General features: G+C 47.6%; 21 protein-coding genes. 19 read left to right on the top strand and 2 right to left on the bottom strand.

Annotated features, from left to right (window positions below; genetic code table 11):
- Positions 1-59 precede the first annotated feature (59 nt).
- A complete protein-coding gene (locus HMPREF1493_RS02955; protein WP_035427744.1) occupies positions 60-1,424 on the top strand; it encodes a thiamine diphosphokinase in 1,365 nt (454 codons plus the stop codon).
- A gap of 162 nt (positions 1,425-1,586) precedes the next feature.
- Here the strand turns inward: HMPREF1493_RS02955 and rpmB are convergent, their stop codons facing one another.
- Positions 1,587-1,775 carry a 50S ribosomal protein L28 gene (gene rpmB, locus HMPREF1493_RS02950; protein WP_012808949.1) on the bottom strand — a complete coding sequence of 63 codons (189 nt, stop codon included), beginning with the start codon at positions 1,773-1,775 and terminating at the stop codon, positions 1,587-1,589.
- Between the two features lie 295 nt (positions 1,776-2,070).
- Here rpmB and HMPREF1493_RS02945 point away from each other — a divergent pair, with 295 nt between their 5' ends.
- The 16 genes from HMPREF1493_RS02945 to HMPREF1493_RS02870 all read left to right on the top strand — a co-directional run bounded on the left by HMPREF1493_RS02945 (position 2,071) and on the right by HMPREF1493_RS02870 (position 18,255).
- Positions 2,071-2,418, top strand: a complete 348-nt coding sequence (locus tag HMPREF1493_RS02945; protein WP_035427743.1) for an Asp23/Gls24 family envelope stress response protein — start codon at positions 2,071-2,073, stop codon at positions 2,416-2,418.
- A 37-nt stretch (positions 2,419-2,455) separates the two neighbouring features.
- On the top strand, positions 2,456-4,120 hold the full coding sequence (locus tag HMPREF1493_RS02940) for a DAK2 domain-containing protein (RefSeq protein ID WP_035427741.1): 1,665 nt from the start codon (positions 2,456-2,458) through the stop codon (positions 4,118-4,120).
- Positions 4,121-4,123: 3 nt separating this feature from the next.
- The gene (gene recG, locus HMPREF1493_RS02935) at positions 4,124-6,316 is read left to right on the top strand and encodes an ATP-dependent DNA helicase RecG (RefSeq protein ID WP_035427740.1); all 2,193 of its coding nucleotides are present in this window, start codon (positions 4,124-4,126) and stop codon (positions 6,314-6,316) included.
- A gap of 50 nt (positions 6,317-6,366) precedes the next feature.
- A complete protein-coding gene (gene rsmD, locus HMPREF1493_RS02930; protein ID WP_035427739.1) occupies positions 6,367-6,945 on the top strand; it encodes a 16S rRNA (guanine(966)-N(2))-methyltransferase RsmD in 579 nt (192 codons plus the stop codon).
- A gap of 8 nt (positions 6,946-6,953) precedes the next feature.
- Positions 6,954-7,463: a pantetheine-phosphate adenylyltransferase gene (coaD, locus tag HMPREF1493_RS02925; protein WP_035427737.1), complete on the top strand. Its 510-nt coding sequence runs from the start codon at positions 6,954-6,956 to the stop codon at positions 7,461-7,463.
- Between the two features lie 126 nt (positions 7,464-7,589).
- Positions 7,590-8,087, top strand: a complete 498-nt coding sequence (locus HMPREF1493_RS02920; RefSeq protein WP_012808943.1) for an SPFH domain-containing protein — start codon at positions 7,590-7,592, stop codon at positions 8,085-8,087.
- A gap of 5 nt (positions 8,088-8,092) precedes the next feature.
- The gene (locus HMPREF1493_RS02915) at positions 8,093-8,662 is read left to right on the top strand and encodes a YceD family protein (RefSeq protein WP_035427736.1); all 570 of its coding nucleotides are present in this window, start codon (positions 8,093-8,095) and stop codon (positions 8,660-8,662) included.
- A gap of 147 nt (positions 8,663-8,809) precedes the next feature.
- The gene (gene rpmF, locus HMPREF1493_RS02910) at positions 8,810-8,989 is read left to right on the top strand and encodes a 50S ribosomal protein L32 (protein WP_012808941.1); all 180 of its coding nucleotides are present in this window, start codon (positions 8,810-8,812) and stop codon (positions 8,987-8,989) included.
- 76 nt (positions 8,990-9,065) lie between these two features.
- Positions 9,066-10,049 carry a phosphate acyltransferase PlsX gene (gene plsX / locus HMPREF1493_RS02905; protein WP_035427735.1) on the top strand — a complete coding sequence of 328 codons (984 nt, stop codon included), beginning with the start codon at positions 9,066-9,068 and terminating at the stop codon, positions 10,047-10,049.
- Between the two features lie 168 nt (positions 10,050-10,217).
- Positions 10,218-10,454 (top strand): phosphopantetheine-binding protein, encoded by a 237-nt coding sequence (locus HMPREF1493_RS02900; protein ID WP_035427734.1) that lies wholly within the window; start codon positions 10,218-10,220, stop codon positions 10,452-10,454.
- Between the two features lie 13 nt (positions 10,455-10,467).
- Positions 10,468-11,199, top strand: coding sequence for a ribonuclease III (rnc, locus tag HMPREF1493_RS02895; protein ID WP_035427733.1), 732 nt, complete (start codon positions 10,468-10,470; stop codon positions 11,197-11,199).
- A gap of 17 nt (positions 11,200-11,216) precedes the next feature.
- The gene (smc, locus tag HMPREF1493_RS02890; RefSeq protein ID WP_035427732.1) at positions 11,217-14,756 is read left to right on the top strand and encodes a chromosome segregation protein SMC; all 3,540 of its coding nucleotides are present in this window, start codon (positions 11,217-11,219) and stop codon (positions 14,754-14,756) included.
- Positions 14,756-15,661 carry a signal recognition particle-docking protein FtsY gene (gene ftsY / locus HMPREF1493_RS02885; RefSeq protein WP_035427731.1) on the top strand — a complete coding sequence of 302 codons (906 nt, stop codon included), beginning with the start codon at positions 14,756-14,758 and terminating at the stop codon, positions 15,659-15,661. Before smc ends, ftsY begins: the two co-directional genes overlap by 1 nt.
- Positions 15,661-17,040, top strand: coding sequence for a signal recognition particle protein (gene ffh / locus HMPREF1493_RS02880; RefSeq protein ID WP_035427730.1), 1,380 nt, complete (start codon positions 15,661-15,663; stop codon positions 17,038-17,040). The genes ftsY and ffh overlap by 1 nt, the downstream gene beginning before the upstream one ends.
- 108 nt (positions 17,041-17,148) lie before the next feature.
- Positions 17,149-17,529 (top strand): YbaN family protein, encoded by a 381-nt coding sequence (locus HMPREF1493_RS02875; protein ID WP_035427729.1) that lies wholly within the window; start codon positions 17,149-17,151, stop codon positions 17,527-17,529.
- Between the two features lie 60 nt (positions 17,530-17,589).
- Positions 17,590-18,255 (top strand): hypothetical protein, encoded by a 666-nt coding sequence (locus HMPREF1493_RS02870; RefSeq protein WP_035427728.1) that lies wholly within the window; start codon positions 17,590-17,592, stop codon positions 18,253-18,255.
- Between the two features lie 67 nt (positions 18,256-18,322).
- Here HMPREF1493_RS02870 and HMPREF1493_RS02865 read toward each other — a convergent pair whose 3' ends face one another.
- The gene (locus tag HMPREF1493_RS02865) at positions 18,323-20,002 is read right to left on the bottom strand and encodes a L,D-transpeptidase (RefSeq protein ID WP_035427727.1); all 1,680 of its coding nucleotides are present in this window, start codon (positions 20,000-20,002) and stop codon (positions 18,323-18,325) included.
- A 227-nt stretch (positions 20,003-20,229) separates the two neighbouring features.
- On the opposite strand from HMPREF1493_RS02865, the gene HMPREF1493_RS02860 reads away from it, so the two are divergent.
- Together HMPREF1493_RS02860 and HMPREF1493_RS02855 are read left to right on the top strand one after the other, a co-directional pair.
- Complete coding sequence (locus HMPREF1493_RS02860; protein WP_035427726.1) at positions 20,230-21,882, top strand: hypothetical protein; 1,653 nt, start codon at positions 20,230-20,232, stop codon at positions 21,880-21,882.
- A gap of 77 nt (positions 21,883-21,959) precedes the next feature.
- Positions 21,960-22,793: a TrmH family RNA methyltransferase gene (locus tag HMPREF1493_RS02855; protein WP_035427725.1), complete on the top strand. Its 834-nt coding sequence runs from the start codon at positions 21,960-21,962 to the stop codon at positions 22,791-22,793.
- The last annotated feature ends 140 nt before the right edge of the window (positions 22,794-22,933 follow it).

Genomic DNA, 22,933 nt, shown 5'->3' with positions numbered 1-22,933 from the left:
ACCCTACTTAGAGTAGATATTTCACGATTGCAACTAATAAGTTTGTTTACGGAGGCATTATGCAGGTGACCGGTGCAATTTTTGATTGCGATGGAACTCTTGTTGATTCAATGCGCGTTTGGCATAACGTTTTTGGCGCTGTTCTTCCTAAATATGGCAAGACTATTGATTCGGATATTTTTGACCGCGTAGAGGCTGTTTCCCTCATTGGTGGATGTCAGATTTGCGTTGATGAACTGGATTTGCCTATTACAGCGGAAGCTTTGTATGAAGAGTTCTGCGCGTACGTAATTGATCAGTACCAACATCATGTTTCAATCATTCCCGGTGCAAAGGAGTTCTTACAGGAGCTCTACGATGCAGGTATTCCTATGGCCGTTGCTTCGTCAACTCCCGTGCGAGAAGTTCGTGCAGCTCTGGCAGCTCAAGGTATTGAGCACCTCTTCAAAACAGTGGTCTCAACAGAAGATGTGGGGGGAGTGGACAAGGTTGAGCCTGATGTTTATCTTGAGGCTCTTCGCCGTCTTGGCACCGATAAGGCAACTACCTGGGTCTTCGAGGATGCCCCGTTTGGCGCACAGACAGCACAAAATGCGGGCTTTCCTGTGGTAGCGCTCTACAATGATCATGACGGCCGCGACCCCGTCTTTATGCGCGAGCACTCTAACATCTTTGCCCACACCTACGGCGAGCTGTCGCTTCTGCGCCTTCAGGACTACGAGCGCCCTCTGACCGCAGCGCCTTCTGGCGAGAAACCCCTTGAGGTCCTTGTTGTGGGCGGATCCCCAGAGGCGGTTTCACACACGACGCTGTCTACCTGCGCCCAAAGCGCTGACTACCTGATAGCGGTTGACCATGGTGCAGATGCATGTCACGCTGCCGGCGTGATTCCACAGCTTGCGCTTGGAGACTTTGACTCGGCTACACCAGAAACTCTGGCTTGGCTCAAAGAGCAGCAGGTACCTTGCATGAAGTTTAATGCGGACAAGTACGATACCGACCTGGCTCTTGCTTTAAAGTCCGCCGAGTACGAGGCTATTCGTAGAGATAGCAAGCTCTCTCTTACGGTTGTCTCCACATCTGGCGGACACCTTGATCACCAGCTTGTAGTGCTTGGTCTTCTCGCCACGTGGGCAAAGACGGGCAAGGCAAGTGTTCGAGTTATTGAAAATGACTTTGAGATGCGCTTTTTAACTGCAGGCCAGGTTGATTCTTGGCAGCTGAGCGCAACTGATGTAGGTAAAAAGATGTCCCTTGTGGCTTTGTCAGAGGAGTGCGAGGTTTCTGAGGCCGGCATGAAGTGGAATCTTGATCACCAGAAGTTCACCTTGCTGGGAGACGACGGTATTTCAAATATCGTCGAATCAGACAATTCCTGGGTAAGGTGCGAGAAGGGCTGTCTTTTGGTGCAGCTTTGGAACTAAACGTTTATTGAGTCGCGTCTGCGCTGCGTTTGAGTTACAAAGCCCCAACGAGCGGCTGTAAGTCCAGCAAGAAGTATTAGTTGTTGCTGTCAGATAATCGAGCTAAGAAAAAAGGTCGCCGAAGCGACCTTTTTAAATTTGAGGTAAGACGAGCTAAGTTGCTTAGTTGCGAGCAATCTTGCCGGACTTGAGGCAACGGGAGCAAACATTCATCTTCTTGCGCTGGCCATCGACAACGACAGTAACACGCTGGATGTTTGGCTTAAAGGTGCGGGCCACAGTACGGTGAGAGTGGGAGATGGAGCGACCGGCAACGGCGTGCTTACCGCAGAAATCACAGACCTTCGACATGAGTAAGACCTCCATAGGATAGGCGCCCTCTGCGCCTAAAATTTCCAAATAGCCGAATAAATATAGCACAATATATTGTGTTGTCAAAGTATGAATATAACATTCACAATTGGATAGCTTTTAGACAGCTTTTTGAATGTTTTTCATTTATTACACCAAGATTAAATAACAAGAAAAAGATTTGTCAATTGCAAGGTTATCAACTTGTATATATAAGCCGCTTTAATAATAAATGTGCTCTGCGGTATACTAAATAACAATGACTAACCCTGGTTCTTGCGAGAGGAGTTATGTAATGACTACCGCTGTTCCCGGAACACTAAGAGTTTCTAATGATTGCCTTGCTGACCTGGCGGGCTATGCAGCTATGGAATGTTATGGCGTTGTTGGCATGGCAGAGATTGATGAGGCAGCAGGTGTTGCTCGTCTTCTTCCAACGTACCGACTTCGTAAGGGTATTGATGTAACCCCAACTCCTAAGGGAGTTCAGGTTGACCTTCACATTGTTGTTGAGCAGGGCGTTAACATGGCGTCTGTTGTCGACAATCTTGAGAGCTCAGTAAAGTTTTTGCTTAAGCAAATTGCAGAGCTTTCATGTGTTGATGTAACTGTACATATCGAGGCCATGCGTAATTCTCGCTAAGCTTTTTGCTTCAAATGAGTAGGAACTGAGGTCTAACGTGATTTCAAATGTCATTCGCACCTGCTTCCCTGTAGCAGCTCTTGCCGTTGCAGACAAAGCAGAAGAGATCAACAAGCTCAACGTTTTCCCTGTACCAGATGGAGACACCGGCACTAACATGTCCCTTACCCTGGGCACCGTTGTTCGTGAGGTTCAAGATCTTCCTCAAGATGCAAGCATGCAGGATATTGCAAAGGCAATCACTCACGGCTCTTTGATGGGAGCTCGTGGTAACTCTGGTGTTATTACGTCTCAGATTCTTCGCGGTATTGCTGAGGGTCTTTGTGACGTTAAGAACCCTGAGGCAGTAACTCCAAAGGACATTGCTCACGCATTCCGTCGCGGTAAAGAGGTTGCTTTTAAGGCTGTTAGAAAGCCAGTTGAGGGCACTATTCTTACCGTTTTGAAGGACGTTTCTGCTAAGGCAGACTCCCTTGAGAAGTCTCAGCTCACCCCAGTTGAGGTTTTGGACGCTCTGGTTGTTGAGGCATATGAGTCTGTTGCCCGCACTCCTGAGCTTCTTCCTGTCCTCAAAGAGAACGGTGTTGTTGACTCTGGTGCATTTGGTTTCGCAACCTTCCTTGAGGGCTTTGTAAACGCTGTTACCGGCAAGACTGAAACAACTGACTTCCAGACTACCGTCTCTGTTTCTGATGCTAAAGCTGCTACTAGCGCAAAGGTTGAGATTGAGCTCAACGATGACTGGGAGGGTTCTGAGTATCGTTACTGCAATGAGTTCCTCTTCAAGGCAGATAGCCCAGACTTTGACGAGGAAGCAGCTCTGAACTTCCTGGCAACTATGGGTGATTGTGAGCTTCTTGTTGGCGCAAACCCAGACTACAAGATTCACGTTCACTCAAATACTCCTAACAAGGTTCTTGAGTACATGCTTCAGTACGGCCAGATTTTTGAGGTCTTCATTCACAACATGGACCTTGAGGCTAAGGAGCGTACCGAGAAGATCGCTGAAGATAAGAAGGCTGCGGCTGCACCTAGAAAAGAGCTTGGCTTTGTTGCAGTAACTGCTGGTTCTGGCACTGAATCAATCTTGAAGTCTCTTGGTGTTGACGTTGTTGTTTCTGGCGGTCAGACCATGAACCCTTCAACTGCAGACATTCTTGCTGCAATTGAAGAGGCCAATGCAGACCAGGTTATTGTTATGCCAAATAACTCCAACATTCGTATGGCAGCAGAGGCTGCTGCAAGCGCATGTGAGGATGTTAAGGTTGCCGTTATTCCAACCAAGTCTGTTCTTCAGGCATTTGCTGCAATGTTTGTTGTTGCAGATGGCGTTCCATTTGAAGAGCTTGTAGAAGAGATGACTGACGCTATCTCTGGCGTTCGCTACGGTGAGGTAACCACTGCAGTCCGTGATTCCTCTGCAGCTAACGGCACCCCTATTCACGATGGTGATGTTATGGGTATCCAGGGCGGCTCCATTGATGTTGTCGGCTCTGATGTCATGCAGGTCACGCTTGACCTTATTGCCAAGATGCAAGAGGAGGAAGAGGGCGACAACCTCACCATTCTTGCAGGTGAAGACTTCTCTGACGAGCAGCTCGATCTTCTCGCCAGTAAGATTGAGGACACCTATCCAGACCTTGAGGTTGACGCTCAGCGCGGCGAGCAGCCACTCTATCCAGTCATCTTCTCTATTGAGTAGGAAATGTCTGAGTCCAAGGTAAGCATCGCTCCCGCATCAGAGCGAGTAGCACATACCTGCTCACTTGTTGATAGTGTGACCAGGTTAAGGTATGTCAATGCAAATCGTGCCGAGGCGCTTGAGCGTCTCGGCATTCTGCGTGTTCGAGACCTTTTGCTCAACGTGCCTCACCGTTACCTCGATTTTTCTCATCGCGTGCAGATTGCTTTTGCGCAGATAGGTGAGGACGCTACCATTACAGGCCGCGTTGCTTCGGTAAAGACTAAGCGTCCACGTCCTAAAATGGTCATTGTTGAGATTGAGGTTGTGGATGATACGGGCGTGCTCACAGCTTCGTTTTTTAGGCAGCCTTGGATAGCTGAGCAAATCCACGTTGACGATGAAGTGGCGCTAAGCGGTAAGGTTCTCTTTGCCTACGGTTACCGCCAGATGAAGTCACCGTTTTACGAGGTGCTTAGTACGGCAAAGTCTGACTCAAACGATGAAGCACGCTCCAAAGAGACACCTTCAAAAGCTGCAATTCTTCCTGTTCACCCAGCTACCGAGGGTGTGAGTCCTGCATGGATGCGTCGCATTATGTCAGCGGCTTTGGCGGACACGGGAGGCGTGTGTGATTGGCTGCCTTCAGAGCTTGTCACCAAACACCACCTCATGTCGCTCTCATCGGCGCTTCGTGAGGTTCATTTTCCCTCCAGTTTGGACGCAGCTGAACAGGCTCGTCGCCGTCTTGCCTTTGATGAGCTCTTAAGTTTGCAGCTTGCTCTTTTGGCCAGGAGAAACCTTGAACTTGCAGGTCATAAGCCTTTTGAACACGTTATAAATGGACCTAAAGTTAAGGCTCTGATTGAGGCTTTGCCTTTTGCTCTAACTGACGAGCAGAACCATGCTGCTCAAGAGATTCTTTCTGATATGGCAGCACCACGTATTATGAATCGCTTGCTTTTGGGTGATGTTGGTACTGGTAAAACAGCTGTTGCTGCCGTTGCCTTAGCTGCAGCAGCAGATTCTTCAACTCAGGCAGCTGTGATGGCTCCTACCTCAGTTCTTGCTCAGCAGTACGCTCAAAAGATTGGGCCTTTGCTTTCGCTTGCGGGAATTACGTGGGCGCTTATTACGGGTTCTACCTCAGAAGAGGAGAGGCAGCAAATTGAACTTTGCCTAGCCGACGGTTCTTTGTCCGTTGTCTTTGGCACCACTGCGCTTCTCTCAGATCGCGTGGTATTCAAGCAGCTCACCCTTGCCGTTGTTGACGAGCAGCATCGTTTTGGCGTTGATCAAAGAACAGCGTTGCGCAAAAAAGGACAAGGCGTAGATCTTCTCGCCATGAGTGCAACGCCTATTCCGCGTACGCTGGCGCTTTCTTTGTACGGAGACGTTGATACGTCTCGCATTACCAAGAGGCCAAAGGCAGGTGCTGGCGTTACCACCAAGTTGTGTGTGCCAGAAAACCTTGACCAAGCATACGCCGCTGTCGCCGAAGCTGTTCAGGCTGGTCATCAGGCGTATTTGGTCTGTCCTTTAATTGACCCAAGCGATTCTGAAGAAGAGCTTGAAGATGTTCCTGAGGCCGCTCGCACGAATGGTAAGCTCTACAGTGCAACTCGCGTATATGAGGAGCTTTCAAAGACCGTTTTCAAGGACTTTACCTGTGATCTTTTGACCGGCAGACTGCCTGAGACACAAAAAGATCAGGTAATGGAAAAGTTCCGCGCAAATAAGACGCAGATTCTGGTCTCTACAACCGTCATTGAGGTTGGCGTTGACGTTCCTAACGCTACGGTCATGATTGTCTTTAATGCGGATCGTTTTGGACTGGCTACCTTGCACCAGCTCAGAGGCCGTGTTGGTCGAGGCGATTTTCTAGGAACTGTGTATCTTGCAAGTAACGCCAAGCGAGGCTCTACCGCAAGAAAGCGCTTAGCCGCCCTTGAGCAAACCTCCGACGGCGCACGCTTGGCAGAGCTTGACCTTGAGCTCAGGCACGAAGGAGAAACCTTGGGATACCGTCAGTCGGGCGGCACCACGCTCAAGATTTCTGATCTTTACGCGGATGCGGACCTGATTGAGGCAGCCCACATGGACGCTCTGGCAATTACTGCTCAAGACCCAAATCTTACCAGCGACGCCTATGCTACGCTGGGAATTGAGGCAAAAGATCGCTTTGGTATCTACTTTGAAGAGCTCGGTTATAAGTAATAACCTGCAGGTAAACTGTAGTACAAGATAGATTTGGTGGCGAGAAACCCATGAGGATTGTTGGCGGAAAATGGAAAGGTCGTGCAATTGAGGCCCCTGATGGCAAGGGGACTACACGACCAACCACTGATCGTACGCGTGAGGCAATTGCAAGTTCTATCTTGGCTTCTCGCGGTCTTGACCTTAGTGAGTCCAGAGTGCTTGACGCTTTTGCAGGTTCAGGTGCTATGGGTTTTGAGCTTCTTTCTAGAGGAGCGCTGTACGCTGCTTTTGTTGATAAAGATAGAAAGACGTGCGATCGCATTAAGCGTACGGCTAAATCTCTTGGGGTTTCCAGTTCTGAGATGAATGTTATCTGTGGCGATACAGCTCGCTTAGCTGAGTCATCCCAGCTGTTTGGAGGTCCTTTTGACGTGGTTTTTCTGGACCCTCCTTATGCCGTTGAGGCAGAGGTAGTATCCAAGCTGCTCAAAGACTTGACTCAGGCGGGAAGTTTGACAAAAGATGCTGTAGTAGTCTATGAGCATAGCCATAAATCTGATTCAGTTTCTCTTGATAACTTTGAGCTTTCTAAGAGTAAGCGTTATGGTATTGCTCAAGTTGATTTACTTGTTCGTTGTGAGGGATAGGAGATACGTTGAACAGCATCACTCACGTAGTTGTACCAGGCACTTTTGATCCCGTCACAAACGGACACCTTGATGTAATCAAACGAGCTTCTCGCCTTTTTGAAAATGTTACGGTAGCTGTTGCAGCTTCCAAGCGCAAACACGGCACGGGAACTACGTTTTCTCTTGAAGAGCGTGTACAGATGCTTAAAGACGCTCTGGTAGATGAAGGACTTGTGGACGTTTCTGTAGAGCCCATGGAAGGTCTTCTGGTTGATTTCTGCAATGCTCGCGGCGCAGGTGGTGTTGTTAAGGGCCTAAGAGCTATGACAGACTTTGAGTATGAGCTGCAACAGGCAGATCTTAACGCTCATATGGCTCCTGAGCTGGAGAGCGTCTTTGTTATGTCCAGTCCAGAGTACGGCTATATTTCTTCCTCAATTGTGAGAGAAATTTCAGCTATGGGCGCAGATGTATCATTTTTGGTACCAAAGAACGTCATTAAAAAGCTTGATGCTCTGCATAATTGCGGTAATTAAGTATATTTGCCCTGCATTTTCATTATATTCTGCTAACATTCTTAAAAAGGTGTTTTATGCGTCGTGCTCATAAGGGCTAAAACTGCATATAACACAGCTTATGTATTGGATTGAAAGGAGCCCTGGATGCAGCCAGGCGAGGAAATTGAGAGCCTTGTATCTGAGATTGAGCAGATGGTAACTGAGGCTAAGTCACCTTTTATGGATGGCGGTAACAAGAAGATTATTGATGCCCAGGACTTCTACGAGCTGCTTGACGAGATTCGTCGTGTCTTCCCAGAAGAGTTTGCAACCGCTCGTCGCATCATCAAGGAAGAGGATGAGACCCTTGAGCGCGCACGTGCTCAGGCAGAGTCCATCATTGCTGACGCACAGCAGCAGGCTATGATTCTTGCTGGTGACCAGGAGGTTGTCCGCCTTGCTCAGCAGCAGGCAGATGGCATTCGTGACCAGGCAGAGCAGTATGAGCGCGATACTCGCTACAACGCTGAGGAGTATGCAGATACAGTTCTTGCTCACCTTGAGGAGAACCTCAAGAGCCTGACAAATTCAGTCTCTCGTGTTCGTCAGACACTTGATGAAAACTCTGGTCCTCGTAACACCAGCAATAACGTTGCCTGGTAATTCCAATGCAACCAGTTCTTTATGCACTAGATGATCGTCTTGCAAATGCAGGCGATACCGTGTCTTATGCGGGTCATCTTAATGAAGACTCGTATGAGCTAGGGGAGCATGAATTTTCTCTTCCTATGGGAATTGATTTTGATCTGGTGCTTACCAACGCGGGTGAGGGCATTTTGGTTACCGGAATGCTTCGTGCTGACGCAGTTGGTACGTGTGACCGTTGTCTTGAGGACGCACATCTCTCTTTAAACGCAGAGGTAGATGAGTATTATCTCTTTGAAGAGCCTGTAATTTCTGCAGATGATGAAGATGAGGCAGATTACGTTTTAGTAAATGCCGATAAAACCATCGATCTTGCAGAGGCTCTTTTGCCTTCGCTTGTTATGGAGACGCCTTATGTTGTACTGTGCAAGTCCGACTGCAAGGGACTATGCCCAGTATGCGGTTGCAATCTGAATGAAGAGGATTGCGGTCATGCAGCTCAGATTGAGCAGAAGCGAGAAGAAGAAAAGCTTGCTTCAAACCCGTTTGCGGCTCTCAAAAATCTTGTGATTGAGCCGGATTCGGAAGAGTAAAATAAAATTTCTTCTCCTAAATGGTGAAGAAATGCTGTATCTACGTACAAAATGTGTCAGTACGTGGTATAGTATCCAACGCATTATGTGAATGGGTCGCGCCCTCATATGTTTTAGGGGCGCTAGCAAGAGCAAAAGAGGTTTAAGATGGCAGTACCTAAACAAAAGAAGGGCCGCGGCGCAACCCACACCCGTCGTTCGGCAAACAGCAAGCTTAACGCAGCAGCTCGCTCTGTATGCCCACAGTGCGGCGCTCCAAAGCTTCCTCACCACGTATGCCCTAACTGTGGCTTCTACAAGGACCGTGAGGTTGTTGTTACTGAGTAACACTCATACATCGTATGGCCAAGAAGGCTGGTTCTTTAGGGGCCAGCCTTCTTTTTTATAGCACTAAGGAGTTATCATGCCCGTTATTTGTGTAGACGTTATGGGATCTGACCAAAGCCCTGAGGTTGTTCTTGAGGGAGTTCGTATGGCTCTTGAGAAGGACAAAGAGCTGGAGGTTCTTCTCGCTGGAGCTGATGAGTTTGTTACTCCTTTTGCAAGCAAGCATGAGCGCGCAAAGGCTTTGGTAACCACTGAAGTTATTGCCATGAGCGAGCATCCCGCCAATGCGGTTAGACAGAAGAAAGACGCCAGTATTGTAAGGGCTGCCCAGGCAGTCAAGGCTGGAGAGGCTGACGGTCTTTTTTCGGCAGGCTCTACAGGAGCAGTGCTTACGGCAGCTACCTTTGGTATTGGTCGCATCAAGGGCGTAAAGCGCCCTGCACTTACCCTGATTCTTCCTGGACTTGGTGGCCATAAAACAGTCTTTTTGGATACTGGTGCTAACGCTGATGTGCGTCCAGAAGTTTTGGTGCAATTTGCACAAATGGGTAAGGCTTTTGCCAATGCATCGCTTGGAATTGAAAACCCAACCATAGGGCTTCTCTGCAATGGTTCTGAAGAGACCAAGGGTTCTGAGCTTGCTCTTTCATATCACGCAGCTCTTACAGAAGCGGCTATTAATTTTGGTGGAAATGCTGAGGGAACTGATATTTTAGGAAGCCGCTTTGACGTTATTGTGACAGACGGCTTTACAGGAAATGTGGCCTTAAAATCCATTGAGAGCACGGGTAAGTTTATTATGTCTAGCCTCAAAGACGCAATTAATTCCTCCAAGAAGGCTGCGTTTGGTGCACTTCTTTTGAAGGATGCTCTGAAGGCTACAGCAGCGGAACTTTCAGGAGATTCTGTTGGCGGCGCCTTCTTGCTAGGTATTTCTGCACCTGTACTTAAAGGACATGGGGCTACCAGCTCTTCTGCTGTGTGCGCAGGAACACTTTCTGCAGCAAATGCAGTACGTGCCAACCTCATCGAGAAAATTTCTTCGTCAATTCAGCTGTAGTAAAAGCGTCTGTACATAAAAATTTTTATAACTATGGTGGAGCCCATGGACAATTCTGTGGGCTTTACTTTTTCTAAGATTGTTTGTTTCAGCTTTAGTAATGTCATCATACAGACGCCCATCACGGGGTAAAATTAATAGCGTCATTGTTGTGTGCAAGGAGGATGTATGGATCGCACAGAAACACTTGAAAAGGTAATTGACGTTGTTAGAGAGACACTGGACCTTGACGATTCCGTTGAGCTCACAGAGGGTACCTCATTTAAAGATCTTGGTGCAGACTCATTTGATCTTTTGCAGCTTGTCACAGACCTTGAGCAAGAGTTTGATATGACCTTTGATGCAGAAAACATCGATGAGATTGCTACCGTTGGTGACGCAGTAGATGCTATTCTTGCTGCTTAAGTAGGTTTTATACGTGAAATTGCACGAACGAGTAGCTGCTGCAGAAGCTATTTGCGGTCACACATTTACCAATAAAGAACTTATCGAGGCTGCCCTCACACACCCTTCGGCGGTGGAGGGCAAGCCTGTTTCTGCTTCGTATGAGCGCCTGGAGTTTCTGGGTGACTCAATTCTTGGTGCCATTATTGCAACGGAGCTGTTTGAGCGTTATCCAGATATGGATGAAGGCCAGCTTACTAGGTTGAAAATCTCTCTAGTATCCGGCCACACGCTTTCCATTGTCTCTGATGCTCTAGGAATTTCTCCCTTAATTGTTATGGGAATTTCCGAGAAGGGCACGGGAAAGCGTGGCATGAAGTCTGCTCTGGAGAACGTCTACGAGTCCATTGTTGGCGCGCTCTACCTTGATGCGGGTTTTGATCCAACGCACGATTTTGTTATTCGTACGCTTGGACCTCACATTTCTCCAGCGCTGGCAGTTCGTTCGGTAAGCCCTAAATCTCGTTTGCAAGAAGCGGTACAGGCTAAAGGCAAGGCTACTCCTGAATATAAGCTTATTGGCGAGAGTGGACCTGCTCACACACCAACGTTTACCGCTGTGGTATTTGTCGACGGCCTTAAGGTGGGTCGTGGACAGGGACCATCAAAGAAAGCCGCAGAGTCAGAAGCCGCTCAAGACGCACTGGTACGTCTTGGTGTGGATGACGCTCCGCTTGATGCTGATGCAGAAATGCACCTAAGGTAGAAAGGTACCCTGTACCCGTGTATCTAAAATCGCTGACACTTAAGGGTTTTAAGTCATTCGCTGATAAAACTCAGATGGTTTTTGACCCCGGTCTTACCGTTGTCGTTGGTCCTAATGGCTCGGGTAAGTCCAATGTCTCTGACGCAATTCTCTGGGTATTAGGCGAGCAGAGCGCAAAGATGCTCCGTGGCCAGGCCATGGAAGACGTCATCTTCTCTGGCTCATCAGCAAGGGGAGCGGTGGGCGTTGCTGAGGTAACGCTGGTTCTGGATAACTCCGACCACACCATTCCTATTGATTTCTCTGAAATTGGCATCACCAGGCGCATGTATCGCTCTGGAGAGTCTGAGTACCTGATTAACGGCGCTCCTTCAAGACTCATGGATATCCAGGACATTTTGCATGACTCTGGTCTGGGCAAAGATACCCACTCCATTATTTCTCAGGGCAAACTCGATTCCATTTTGTCTAGCCGTCCTGAGCAGCGTCGTGAGCTCATCGAAGAGGCTGCAGATATCTCTAAGCATCGTCGCCGCAAAGAGCGTGCGGAGCGCAAAATCTCTTCCATGGATGAGAATCTCACGCGAGCCAAAGTGGTTTCTCGCGAGATTACCCGCCAGCTTAAACCGCTTGAGAGGCAGGTAGATAAGGCTTCTCGTGCAAAAGAGTTGTCTGCCCAGCTCAAGGATTTGACGGTGCAACTTGCGGTTGATGACCTTCGTCAGCTGCAGTTTACGCATGGAAAGCTGGAGGCTCGCGCAAAAGAGGCTGAGGCTGCCATTGAGCTTGCGCAGTATCGTGCGGGCGAGAAAAACCGTGAGCTTGAAAAGCTCCAGTCACTTCTTGAGCAAAAGGGTCTCTTTGTTGGAGACTTGGGTGAGCAGCGCCGTCGCATGCAAGAGATTCTTGGTCGTATGGGATCTGACATGCGTCTTTTGGAGGAGAAGGGCAAGAACATGGTTTCTCGCCTTTCTGACACGCGTATGCAGCTTTCTGTGATGGATAAACAGAAGGCAGACGCCGCAAAAGAGAACGAAGAGCTTTCTGGTCAGCTGGCAACAATTCGTGCAAAGGTTGCGGATCTGACGGAGAGCGTGAACGCGCTCCAAGAGGCGGCTAACCAGGCAATTGCCGAGCGTCGTGCTCTTGATGTAAAGATTTCTGACTGCACTGCGTCTGAGCGAAGTGCGCGCAATACCGCTGATAAAGAGACGCTTGCGTATGTAAAGCTTGAAGAGCAGATTGCTCATGCGCAGGTAGAAGACAAGATGTTCGAGTCCAGGTTGTCTCAGATTACCGAGGCCCTTGAGATTGCTCGTGCTGCTCTAGAAGATAGTGGCGCTAAAGAAGCAGAGCTCACGGCGGCTCTTGAGAAAGCTCGTCAGGAGTCCGAGGCGTTTGTCGCTGAGATTTCTGAGCGTGCTTCTGCACTTGAGGCGGCTCGCGAGGCAGAGCGTACTGCTCGCCAGGAGCTTTCTAGTAGTGAAGCTACGCTTGAGGCACTTCGTGCGCTTGATGTGGAAGTCCAAAAGGGAAGTCCTCTGGCAGAAAAGCTTGTTGCGGATGCAGCAACTGCTTCTCTTGTTTTTGGCAGACTTGCTGATTATCTTGAGGTTCAGCCAGAGTTTGAGGCCCTTGTTGAGCAGCTTTTAGGAGAAGATCTTTCCGCGCTTGTTGTAGACAAGCAGCAAAACATTCAGACGCTCTTTGAGCGCGTTCAGACGCTTTCTGAGGACGGCAAGGCTACGTTGGTTGCTCTTTCTGACACAACTCCAGCTCTTGCTGCGCCTGCACATACAACGTCTTTGCTTGAGCACGTATCTGCTCAGAAGGGTGCCGAAGCTCTTGTGCAGGCGCTTTTTGGTCACGTTTTTGTTGCTCAGAGTCTTGATGATGCCTACGCTGCTCGCAACGTTGAGCCTCGTGGGCTTTATGCGCTCCCTGACGGCACGTTGCTCTATCCAGACGGTCGTCTGATCCTGGGACACACATCTCAGGCTGAGGACGGCTCTCTTGAGCGTAAGCGTCGCATCCGTGAGCTTGAGGGTGCGCTTCCTTCCCTCAAACGCCATCTTGAGGCCGCGCGCTCTGCAGTTACCAACTGCGAGAATGAGCTAGCTTTAGTTCGCGAGAAAAGCGCGCAGTCCAAGGGTGAGGTTGCTCGCCTCAACGGTGAGCTTACCTCTATTGCTGCGGAGCGAGGCCGTCTTGAGGGACAGGTTGCGTCTTCTCAGGCTGAGCTGAAACAGGTGAGCACTTCTCGAGAGCAGGCCAAAGAGCGCGCTCAAGAGGCTCGTGCGCACATTGATGAGCACAAGCGTGCGGCTGAAGAGGCTAAGACTCGCATGGAGTCGCTAGCTTTGGAGCTCAAAGAGTTGCAGGATCAGCATGAGGATGCCATTCGCGCACAGGGTAGGGCCAACCGAGAGCTTTCGGATGCAAAGACGGACCTGACTGTTGCAAAAGAGCGCGCAACGAGCATGACTTCTCGCCAGGCAGAGCTTGAGAGGCGTCTGTCTCAGCTGGATGAGCAGCTTGCTGCTGCTAAACAGGCAACGCATGCGCTTGAGGTAATCAGGTTGCGCGTGGATCCGCTGTACAGGCGCTATGATGCCCTGCACCAGAAGGCGCTTGAGTGGGCGTCTAGGCTCAAGGATCGCGCGTCGTTGGCGGAGGCTGACTCTGAGACACTGCGAGAGACCATCTCTGAGGCAAAAGACGCTGCTTCTGAAGCTGCGCTTGCGGTAGAAAAAGAGAAAGACGCCGCTAACCAGATTAGCGTTGAGATTGGCAAGCTTGAGGTTCAGGTTCAAAACGCCATCGAGGCCATTCTTGCTACGGGCGCCTCATTGGACGAGGCATTGACGCTTCCTGAGCCAGAAGATAGAGAGCAGGCAGAACGCATTGCTGCGTCGCTCAAGAGTCAACTTGAGGCACTTGGTCCTGTCAACGCCGTTGCCATGGATGAGTACGAGCGCCTCAAAGAGCGTGCTGACTACATTAACGAGCAGGTAGCTGACTTAGAGGCTGCTCGAACCTCACTGAAGAAGATTATCTCGGCTATTGACCGCAAGATGCGTAGCCGCTTCCTTGTTGTCTTTGACCGCGTCAACCAGAACTTCTCCGAGATCTTCTCGATGCTGTTCCCTGGTGGTCATGCTCACATTGAGCTCACTGACCCTGACCATCTCTCCGAGACAGGCATTGAGATTGTGGCTCAGCCGCGCGGTAAGCGCATTACCAAGATGATGCTCATGTCAGGTGGCGAGAAGAGCCTCACCGCCCTGGCATTGCTCTTTGCTGTATACAGAACGCGTACTGTTCCGTTCTACGTTTTTGATGAGGTTGAGGCCGCGCTCGACGACGCCAACCTCTCCAAGCTGCTTGATGCCATTGAGCAGCTCAAAGAGACTACTCAGCTGATTGTCATTTCTCACCAGAGGCGCACCATGGAGCAGGCTGATGTTCTGTACGGTGTATCTATGCAGGCAGATGGTGTCAGCCACGTTGTCTCTCAGAGGCTTGATAAGACAACCGGAAAGGTAGTTGATATCTAATGGGCTTTATGGACAATCTTCGCCGCGGTCTTGAGCGTTCTCGTGAGACTTTAAGCGAAATCTTTTATATGGGTGGAGAGGTCACCGAAGACTTTTGGGATGACCTTGAAGATACGCTTGTTATGGGAGACATGGGCGCTGAGGTGGCTATGCGTGTCACCGATGACCTGCGTGAACGTGCGGCGCGAGAAAACCTTATGCGCTCCGATCAGCTACGTCGTGCCCTTGTAGAGCGCCTTACAGCAGAGTTTCCTGTTGCAGAAAGAGACCCCTTTACAGATACGCCTTCCATTGTCTTGTTTGTAGGCATTAATGGCGCTGGTAAAACTACCACTGTTGGAAAGATTGCTGGTCGTGCGCATGCAAGCGGCGTTAAGACCTTGATTGGCGGCGCTGATACCTTCCGTGCTGCTGCAATTGAGCAGCTACAGGTTTGGGGAGAGCGCTCTGGTATTGAGGTAGTAACTAGAGAACGTGGCGCTGACCCTGCAAGCGTTTGCTTTGAGGTTGTTGAGACTGCAGAAAAACAAGGCACTGAGCTGGTACTTATTGATACTGCTGGACGCCTGCACACTTCATCTGATCTGATGCGCGAGCTTGCTAAGGTTGTCTCGGTTACCAGAAAGCGAGCAGGAGATATTCCTGTTAGCGTTGTCTTGGTTATTGATGCAACTACCGGTCAAAATGGCCTTAACCAGGCAAAAGAGTTCAATGACGCACTGTCCTTGGACGGTCTTATTGTTACAAAGCTTGATGGCACCGCAAAGGGAGGAATTGCTTTGGCAATTTCTAACCAGCTTAACCTGCCTATTTATCGTATTGGTGTGGGCGAGTCAATTGATGATCTTCAGACGTTTGATGCTCGTTCATTCTGTGAAGCACTTGTTGGTGAGGGAGTTCAGTAATGTTTAACAGCCTGCAAGATAGACTGCAAAATACATTTTCCGCTCTGCGCGGAAAGGGCCGTCTCACTGAGGATGATATCAATTCAGCAATGCGAGAAATTCGCATGGCTCTTCTCGAGGCTGACGTTAACTACAAGGTAGTCAAAGAGTTTGTTGGCCGCTGCAAAGAGCAGTGCATGACCGCTGACGTCCTGGAGTCTTTGTCCCCAGCTCAAAACGTTGTCCGCATTGTTCTGGATGAGCTCACGGCGCTGCTCGGCTCAACCGAGTCCAAGCTTACGCTGGCACAGAATCGCATTCCAAACGTCATCATGCTTGTTGGTCTCCAGGGCTCCGGTAAGACAACTGCGGCGGCAAAGCTTGCCTATCTGCTTAAGTCTCAGGGTAAGAATCCTCTGCTTGCCGCCTGCGACGTTCACCGTCCTGCAGCAGCAGATCAGCTTGAAACACTTGGTTCAGAGATTGGCGTGCCAGTCTATCGTGGTGACGGCAAAGACGCTGTTGCTATTGCGTCTCAGGCAATCCAGGAGGCTGTTGACCACCTCAATGACCTGGTAATTGTCGATACCGCGGGTCGTCTTCAAATTGACGAAGAAATGATGGAAGAGGCCGTTGCTATCAAGCGCGCCGTCAAGCCAGATCAGATTCTTATGGTTGTCGACGCCATGACCGGCCAGGATATCGTCAATGTTGTTAGCACCTTCGCCGAGCGCGTAGACTTTGACGGCGTCATCATGTCCAAGCTTGATGGCGACGCTCGTGGCGGTGGTGCCCTTTCCGTACGTGAGGTTACCGGCAAGCCTATCAAGTTTGTTTCTATGGGCGAGAAACCCGATTCACTTGAGGTTTTCCACCCAGATCGTATGGCCAAGCGCATCCTTGGCATGGGTGATGTTATCTCTATTGTCGAGAAGGCCCAACAGGCAGCAGATGAGAAGCAGGTTGAAGATGCTGAGCGCATGTTGCGTGAAGGCTTTACTATGGATGACCTGCTCAATCAGATGAACCAAATTCGCAAGATGGGCGGTCTTGCAAAGCTTATTGGTGCTTTACCTGGTGGTGACCGTATGATGGCCCAGCAGGGTGGTGTGGATGATAGCTCTATGGGAAAGATTGAAGCTATCATTCGTTCCATGACCAAAGAAGAGCGCATGCGTCCAAAGATTATTAATGGTCAGCGCCGTCGTCGCATTTCTATGGGATCTGGTCGTAGCGTTCAGGAAGTTAATCAGCTTATTCGTCAGTGGGGAGAGATGAATAAGATGATGGGCAAGATGAAGGCTATGACTCAGGGCGGTAATGCAAAGAAGGGTCGCCGTGCCATGGAGTCCATGATGAAGAATATGGGCTTTGGCGGAGGTCAAATGCCACGTTTTTAGGCGTTGCTAGTAAATAAATTTATATAAGAAGTACTTTGGTTTGAGCAATATCCCTACTGCTTTTTGTTAAACATGGTAAACTCTCTCAAAAAGCAGTGGGGAGTATTTATGTCAGTTAAACGCGTTGCCTTTATGGCACTAGGTTGTATAAGCTTGGCACTTGCTGTGCTTGGTGTAGTGCTTCCCATTTTGCCAACTGTTCCATTTTTGGCACTTGCTGCATTTTGCTTTGCAAAATCATCCGACCGACTCAATAATTGGCTTATTAATACAAAGTTTTACCAAAATAATCTTGCTGATTTTAAAGCTGGAAAAGGGATGACTGTTAAGACTAAAATACGCATCCTTGTTACAGTAACCTTGGTCATGGCTGTAGGTCTGATTGCCATGCTTATGAAAGGCGTTATTGTTGGCAGTATTGTCCTTGTCATTGTTTGGTTAGGACACATTTACTATTTTGGATTTAAAGTTAAAACGATTAAAGAGTAAACAATTGTTACAATAGCTTCTAGTTAGTTTCATTATTACTAGGTAATGATGAGGTGACAGATGATGCAGCGTAGGAAAAGAGTTATTGTAGGCATAATATTGTTGTCAGCTGGGCTGATAATAGGCCTAATAGTGTTCTATAAACCAAAAAATGTATCATCACTTCAGATAACAAATTTAAAGAAATCGGCCGCACAATGTGTTGCTAGTCAACTCAACACATTTAATGATTACAGTGAAGAACTGGGGCCAGAGTATAACTATTTGAAGATAGATAGCATCGAAGATCTTGAGATATCAGGTCCTATTTTATGTGCTACAAAAATGGAAAATGGAGATATTGCAACAACAGGACTCTTGTGGGTCATTAGTAGGAATAACAAGTTGATAGCAGTTGTTGATCAGGATATATATGCATTATCTATACTTTCAAATTTTGGATTTTCTATCAATCAAAGCATGTATCAAATGAACATTCCTTTACTTGAAGAAATGCATACACGAGGATTACCCGTCATAAAGTGGAGTGTTCAAAATGCAAGTGGTGGAGAAATGTACCTATCAGACGGGTTGTTAGGTTCACATGCATATAACAATATTACTAATATTGGTATTAGGCAAAGTGATTCTGATTTTCCTTCTGCCAGTTCATTGATCACTTCTCGCTTAGGTTCAGAGTATCTTGATTTTATGGCAAACAAAGAGCGTGTTGTAGATCTTCCGTAAGACATAAAAAATGCGCGCTTCAGAAAACAATTCTGAAGCGCGCATAATTTTATTCTCTAAGAAAAACCTAGTAGTGAATGATAATTGGATCTCCATCTTTGGCGATATCAAAGAGTTTTTGAGCGTTTTCATAGCTTAGGTTGATGCAGCCATGACTACCGCCTGTTCTGTAGATGTTTCCACCAAACGCACTTCTCCATGGAGCGTTGTGAAAACCAACTTCTTGACCCTTTACGCCAAGCCAGAAGTCAACGTGTGCATCCCAACCTGGTTTGCCATTCTCGTCATTTGGTCCCAGGAGACGAGCGTCTCTAATGTGGCTGGTAATATACCAGACTCCTTCCGGAGTGTTGTGATGTCCGTCTGGGATACCTGTTACTACATCGGCTTCCCAAAGAATAGTTCCATCATCACCATAAAGAACAGCATGCTGAGTGGTAAGGTCAACGTCAATATAACGACCGCCCCAGTCCTGCTCGCCCTGTTTAGTAAACTTATCGGCCGACTGTTTTGTAGGCAGTTCAATCTTTGTTGCCTGACCAGCGGACAGACCGTCAGAGATAGCTTTTACAGCAGCGTCATTATCAATAACCCAACCGTATGCACCAGCGGCCTTTGTAGTGAATTCTTTTCCATCCCAGCGCTTATACGTTCTTGAAGTTCCACGAGTATCTACTGCAGGAGCAAGTGTCTCGTTGACCCATTTGGTAATAGCGTCTGTATCAAATGAAATAGAGAGATTCTCATCAAACTTAATCCAGCTAGCAATGGTGTCTTGATCAAGCTGATATGCAGCAGAATCTCCTAGCATCAAATCAACCGCAGAAGCAACGTATGAATTAGCAGTCTTCAAGGCAGTATCAAGGTCTTCTGCGCTCATGAGGCTTTCTGGGCCAAGCTGTACGGTAGTGCTCAGATTATCAAAAGCGGTTTGCAAGTCTTTATGGACGCCCTCAAGAGATAGTCTTGTAGCAATAGCGTCGTCAGCAAAAATAAACTTTTTAGCCGAGCTATCGTAGGTAATACCATTGTTCTCTAGAGTTTGAGCAGATTCTTTTGCCTGCTCAATTCTTTGATTAAAGAGTGCGTCTGCCTTGCTTGTATCATACGAAGCGGTTGCATGTGGACTCAAGGACCTGCTACGAGTAATCTCCAGTGGCCACATCCAAGGATTCTGCTGACTAATAGCATCGTGAGCATATCCAGCTGCGTCGTACGTCAAATCAATGTCAGATGCCTTGATGGTTAAATCTACGCCGTTTCCAGAGACTTGGACGGAGTAATTTGAGGCCTCGTTTGCTCTAGAAGCTTGTAAATCTGAAGCAGGTTTTAAGGAGTAGTCCTTACCATAAATGCTGGTTTGAGGCATAAAGAAGAAGTTAAAGAAGATTGCTCCACCCACGTACACAAGGGCGAGAATACCAACGAGCACAACAGGTATCTTCCACCACTGATGTTTCTTGAGAACAACGGGAGCCTCTTCTTTTTCTCCAAGTTCTGCGCTATCAAGGGGAGCAATGACAGTTAGATCATCTGCCTGCTCTTCTGGCGCTTCCGCTGATTGTGAAGAATCATTAAGCTGATTGGCTTTTACCTGCTCTTCATTAAGAGCAACGTACATATCAGTATCGCCAAGGCTTGGTACTGAGTCTTTAAGAGAAGGCGCTTTCTCTGTAGCTTCCTCTGAAGAAAGAGGTTGTAGGTTAGCGGTATGAGAAGCAGAGCTTTTTGCAAAGTGCTTAGCCAAGGAGCACTCCTTATAAAAACGAAGTTACATAGCAAAAATCAGTGTGTTTTGACAAACAGACTTTCTGCAAATGAGTCAAAGACACATTCATTTAGTGTAGTGCATATTCACCACATATTTTATGGAACTTACGTGGAATTATTTTCTATAGGAGATGAACAAAAATGGAGTAATATATACGACATTTAGAAATAATTATTTTTCAATTGCAGGGGGAGTAATAGCGTATGTCATCAACTAGAGTCAATAGTACTACGCAAAATATTAGATGTGTTTGTACTGCTCTTGCCGTACTTCTTTTATGCATTTCAGCTTTTCCTAAAATTGCTGTAGCTACTGCTTCAACTAGCCAATCAAATTCTCATTCTACTAATCAGTTGTTACTGCATACTGATGTCAAATCGTATGAGCTTCTTCCTTCTGATTTTGCTTCGCTTGTTGGCAATGATTCAACATCGTTTGATACTCTTGAGCAAGTTAAGCCTTATGAGGCAGTTAACACTGATTCTCATCCAAACTATAGCAAGGTAAGTGATTTTGTTTATTTAGATAGAGATCAGTTTGACTTGTCGCTTTTCTCGCCAGATGATTCTCTGAGATATACAACAGATGATGCAGCTGTAGATGCATACATTCAGACTCATCCAGAGCTTGCCGGTGTGACTGATCGTAGAATTTTGCTTCCAGTGTTTGAATTTGATTCAGACAATGATATTCAGACTCACAGAGACAGAGTTAATTCTTACATTGCTAATGGTCAGCTGGCACAAGGGTCGGTTGGTCAGGATAATACCGCTGTTATTGATACCAGTTTGCCTATGGGTCAGTATAAGCTGGAAAAAACGCTCTCGTATGATCAAGAGCATGGCTTCTATTACATTTACACCATGCACGTGGGTGTATCTAATATTGATCGTAACCTCACAACGTTTGTTGATAGCAACGGAAATAAGACTGAAAAACAAGGTCTATTCCAAGCTCCAGAGGTAGTGGGCAATGACATTCTTGACCATAAAGAAGTGGATTCTTATACGATTTCTGCTGGTTATGATGGTGATGGTAATGTTGCGCGTCCAACTACGTATGTGACGCATATTACGTATTACTACACCCTCGCGCACACCGCATATGTCTCTGATACTGGAACTACCTTAAAACCTATTGACGCTGGTCTTCAGAATGCTCCTGCTACCATCTCTTCTTACAACTATGACCACACGGTTGATGCAGGAACAAGGCGAGTGCTGGACATTGATGCCGTAACAGCTCGTCTTATGGCAGAGATTCAATCGCAAGATATTACACAGCTTTTCCCTGTTAGTGCTGCTACGCACAATGGCGATATTGTTATCAGTAGGACTCCTGGATATGATACCTACGATGTTCAGTTGTTTGAGAATGGTCAATTTACTATCGATATGACTTATATGCCAGATGGCACACCTCGTGTTGTTGATGCCGACGGCAATGCTATTTATTTCTCCAATCACTTTAAGGATGTTGTTTATTCTTCATATCAAGATGACACCTTGCCTGTTGGTCAGTATCGAATTGAATATCTGCTTACCCCAACATCTGCAGATCCAGATAACTTTGATTCGTACCAGCATTTAAAAGTTAATCTTGTTGTTGGCACAAGTGATACTTCTCAGCCAGCCATTACTGCAAATTGGACTCACGTATACGTAAAGCAGCCTGAGACTACGCCAGAAACACCTGAGACGCACACTCCTGAGGAGCCTCAGCAAGCTCAGAAGAAGTCACAGCTTCCTGATACTGCAGATTATTCTCAGATTGCGCTTCAGGGCACACTTGTCTGTTCCTCTGTCTCGCTGGTTTCTCTGAGCTTCTTCCTCAAGAGAAAGCTGCTACAGAAGTAATCTAGGAATACATGACGTTACTCTTGCCTCAAGAGTGAGAGAATACTGTCTATCAAGAGGCGAGGGGTACGTTATTTATGGCAACACATCCAGTTATTCACATAGATTCATCTGACGACAGCCGCCTTGATGTGTATGCTCGATTGACTGATAACCAGCTTCGTAATCGTCTTGACCCAACTCGCGGCGTCATGATTTGCGAGTCACATTTTGTGATTGAAACTGCACTTGCCGCAGGCTGCAAGCCGCTTTCGTTTCTTGCAAATACTTCTCATACAGACAATATTTTGCAAATTGTCGAGAAGTTCCACCCTTTGTCAGATGACGTTCCTATTTTCATTCTTCCAGATGAGCAGCTTACACAGCTTATTGGCTACAAAATGAATAGAGGAGCGCTCTGTGCCATGAGGAGACCTCAAGGTGCATCGCTAGAAGAGATTCTAAGCACGTCAAAGCATATTGCCGTACTAGAAGATTTAGTAGACGTTAACAACGTTGGTGCTGTCTTTAGGTCAGCTGCGGCCCTCAATGTAGATGCTGTTATCTTGACTGCTAAGTGCGCCGACAACCTCTCAAGGCGTGTCCTGCGCGTTTCTATGGGAACGGTTCTTAAGGTACCTTGGACTCGTTTGGATGAAGAGACAACTTCACTGGATTTTATAGAAAAGCTCAAGGCTCATTCTTTTACTACGTGTGCCCTTGCACTCACAGATTCTGCAGTACCTCTTAATAAAGAGCTGGTAAAAGGCAAAAAAGCTGCACTATTCTTTGGCAGTGAAGGCTATGGACTTGATATGAAAACCATTAAGGCTTGTGACATTACCACCATCATCCCCATGTCTCATCAGGTAGATTCACTCAATGTTGCTGCATCATCTGCTGTTGCTTTTTGGGAACTTTTTGCTCGATAACTTGAGCAGGAAACCTTTACATACGGCACAAAAAAACGGCCACCTACGAGAGTGAACTGCCTCCCATTTCTTGGACACGAGAAATGGGAGGCAGTTCAAAACACACCTAAGTCAGATAATCTGTTAAAAAGACGTATACA

This window comes from Atopobium sp. ICM42b, assembly GCA_000564995.1.
In the GTDB taxonomy this organism is placed as follows: domain Bacteria; phylum Actinomycetota; class Coriobacteriia; order Coriobacteriales; family Atopobiaceae; genus Lancefieldella.
Note: the sequence above shows the minus strand (reverse complement) of the source record. Positions and strands in the feature narration are given on the sequence as shown.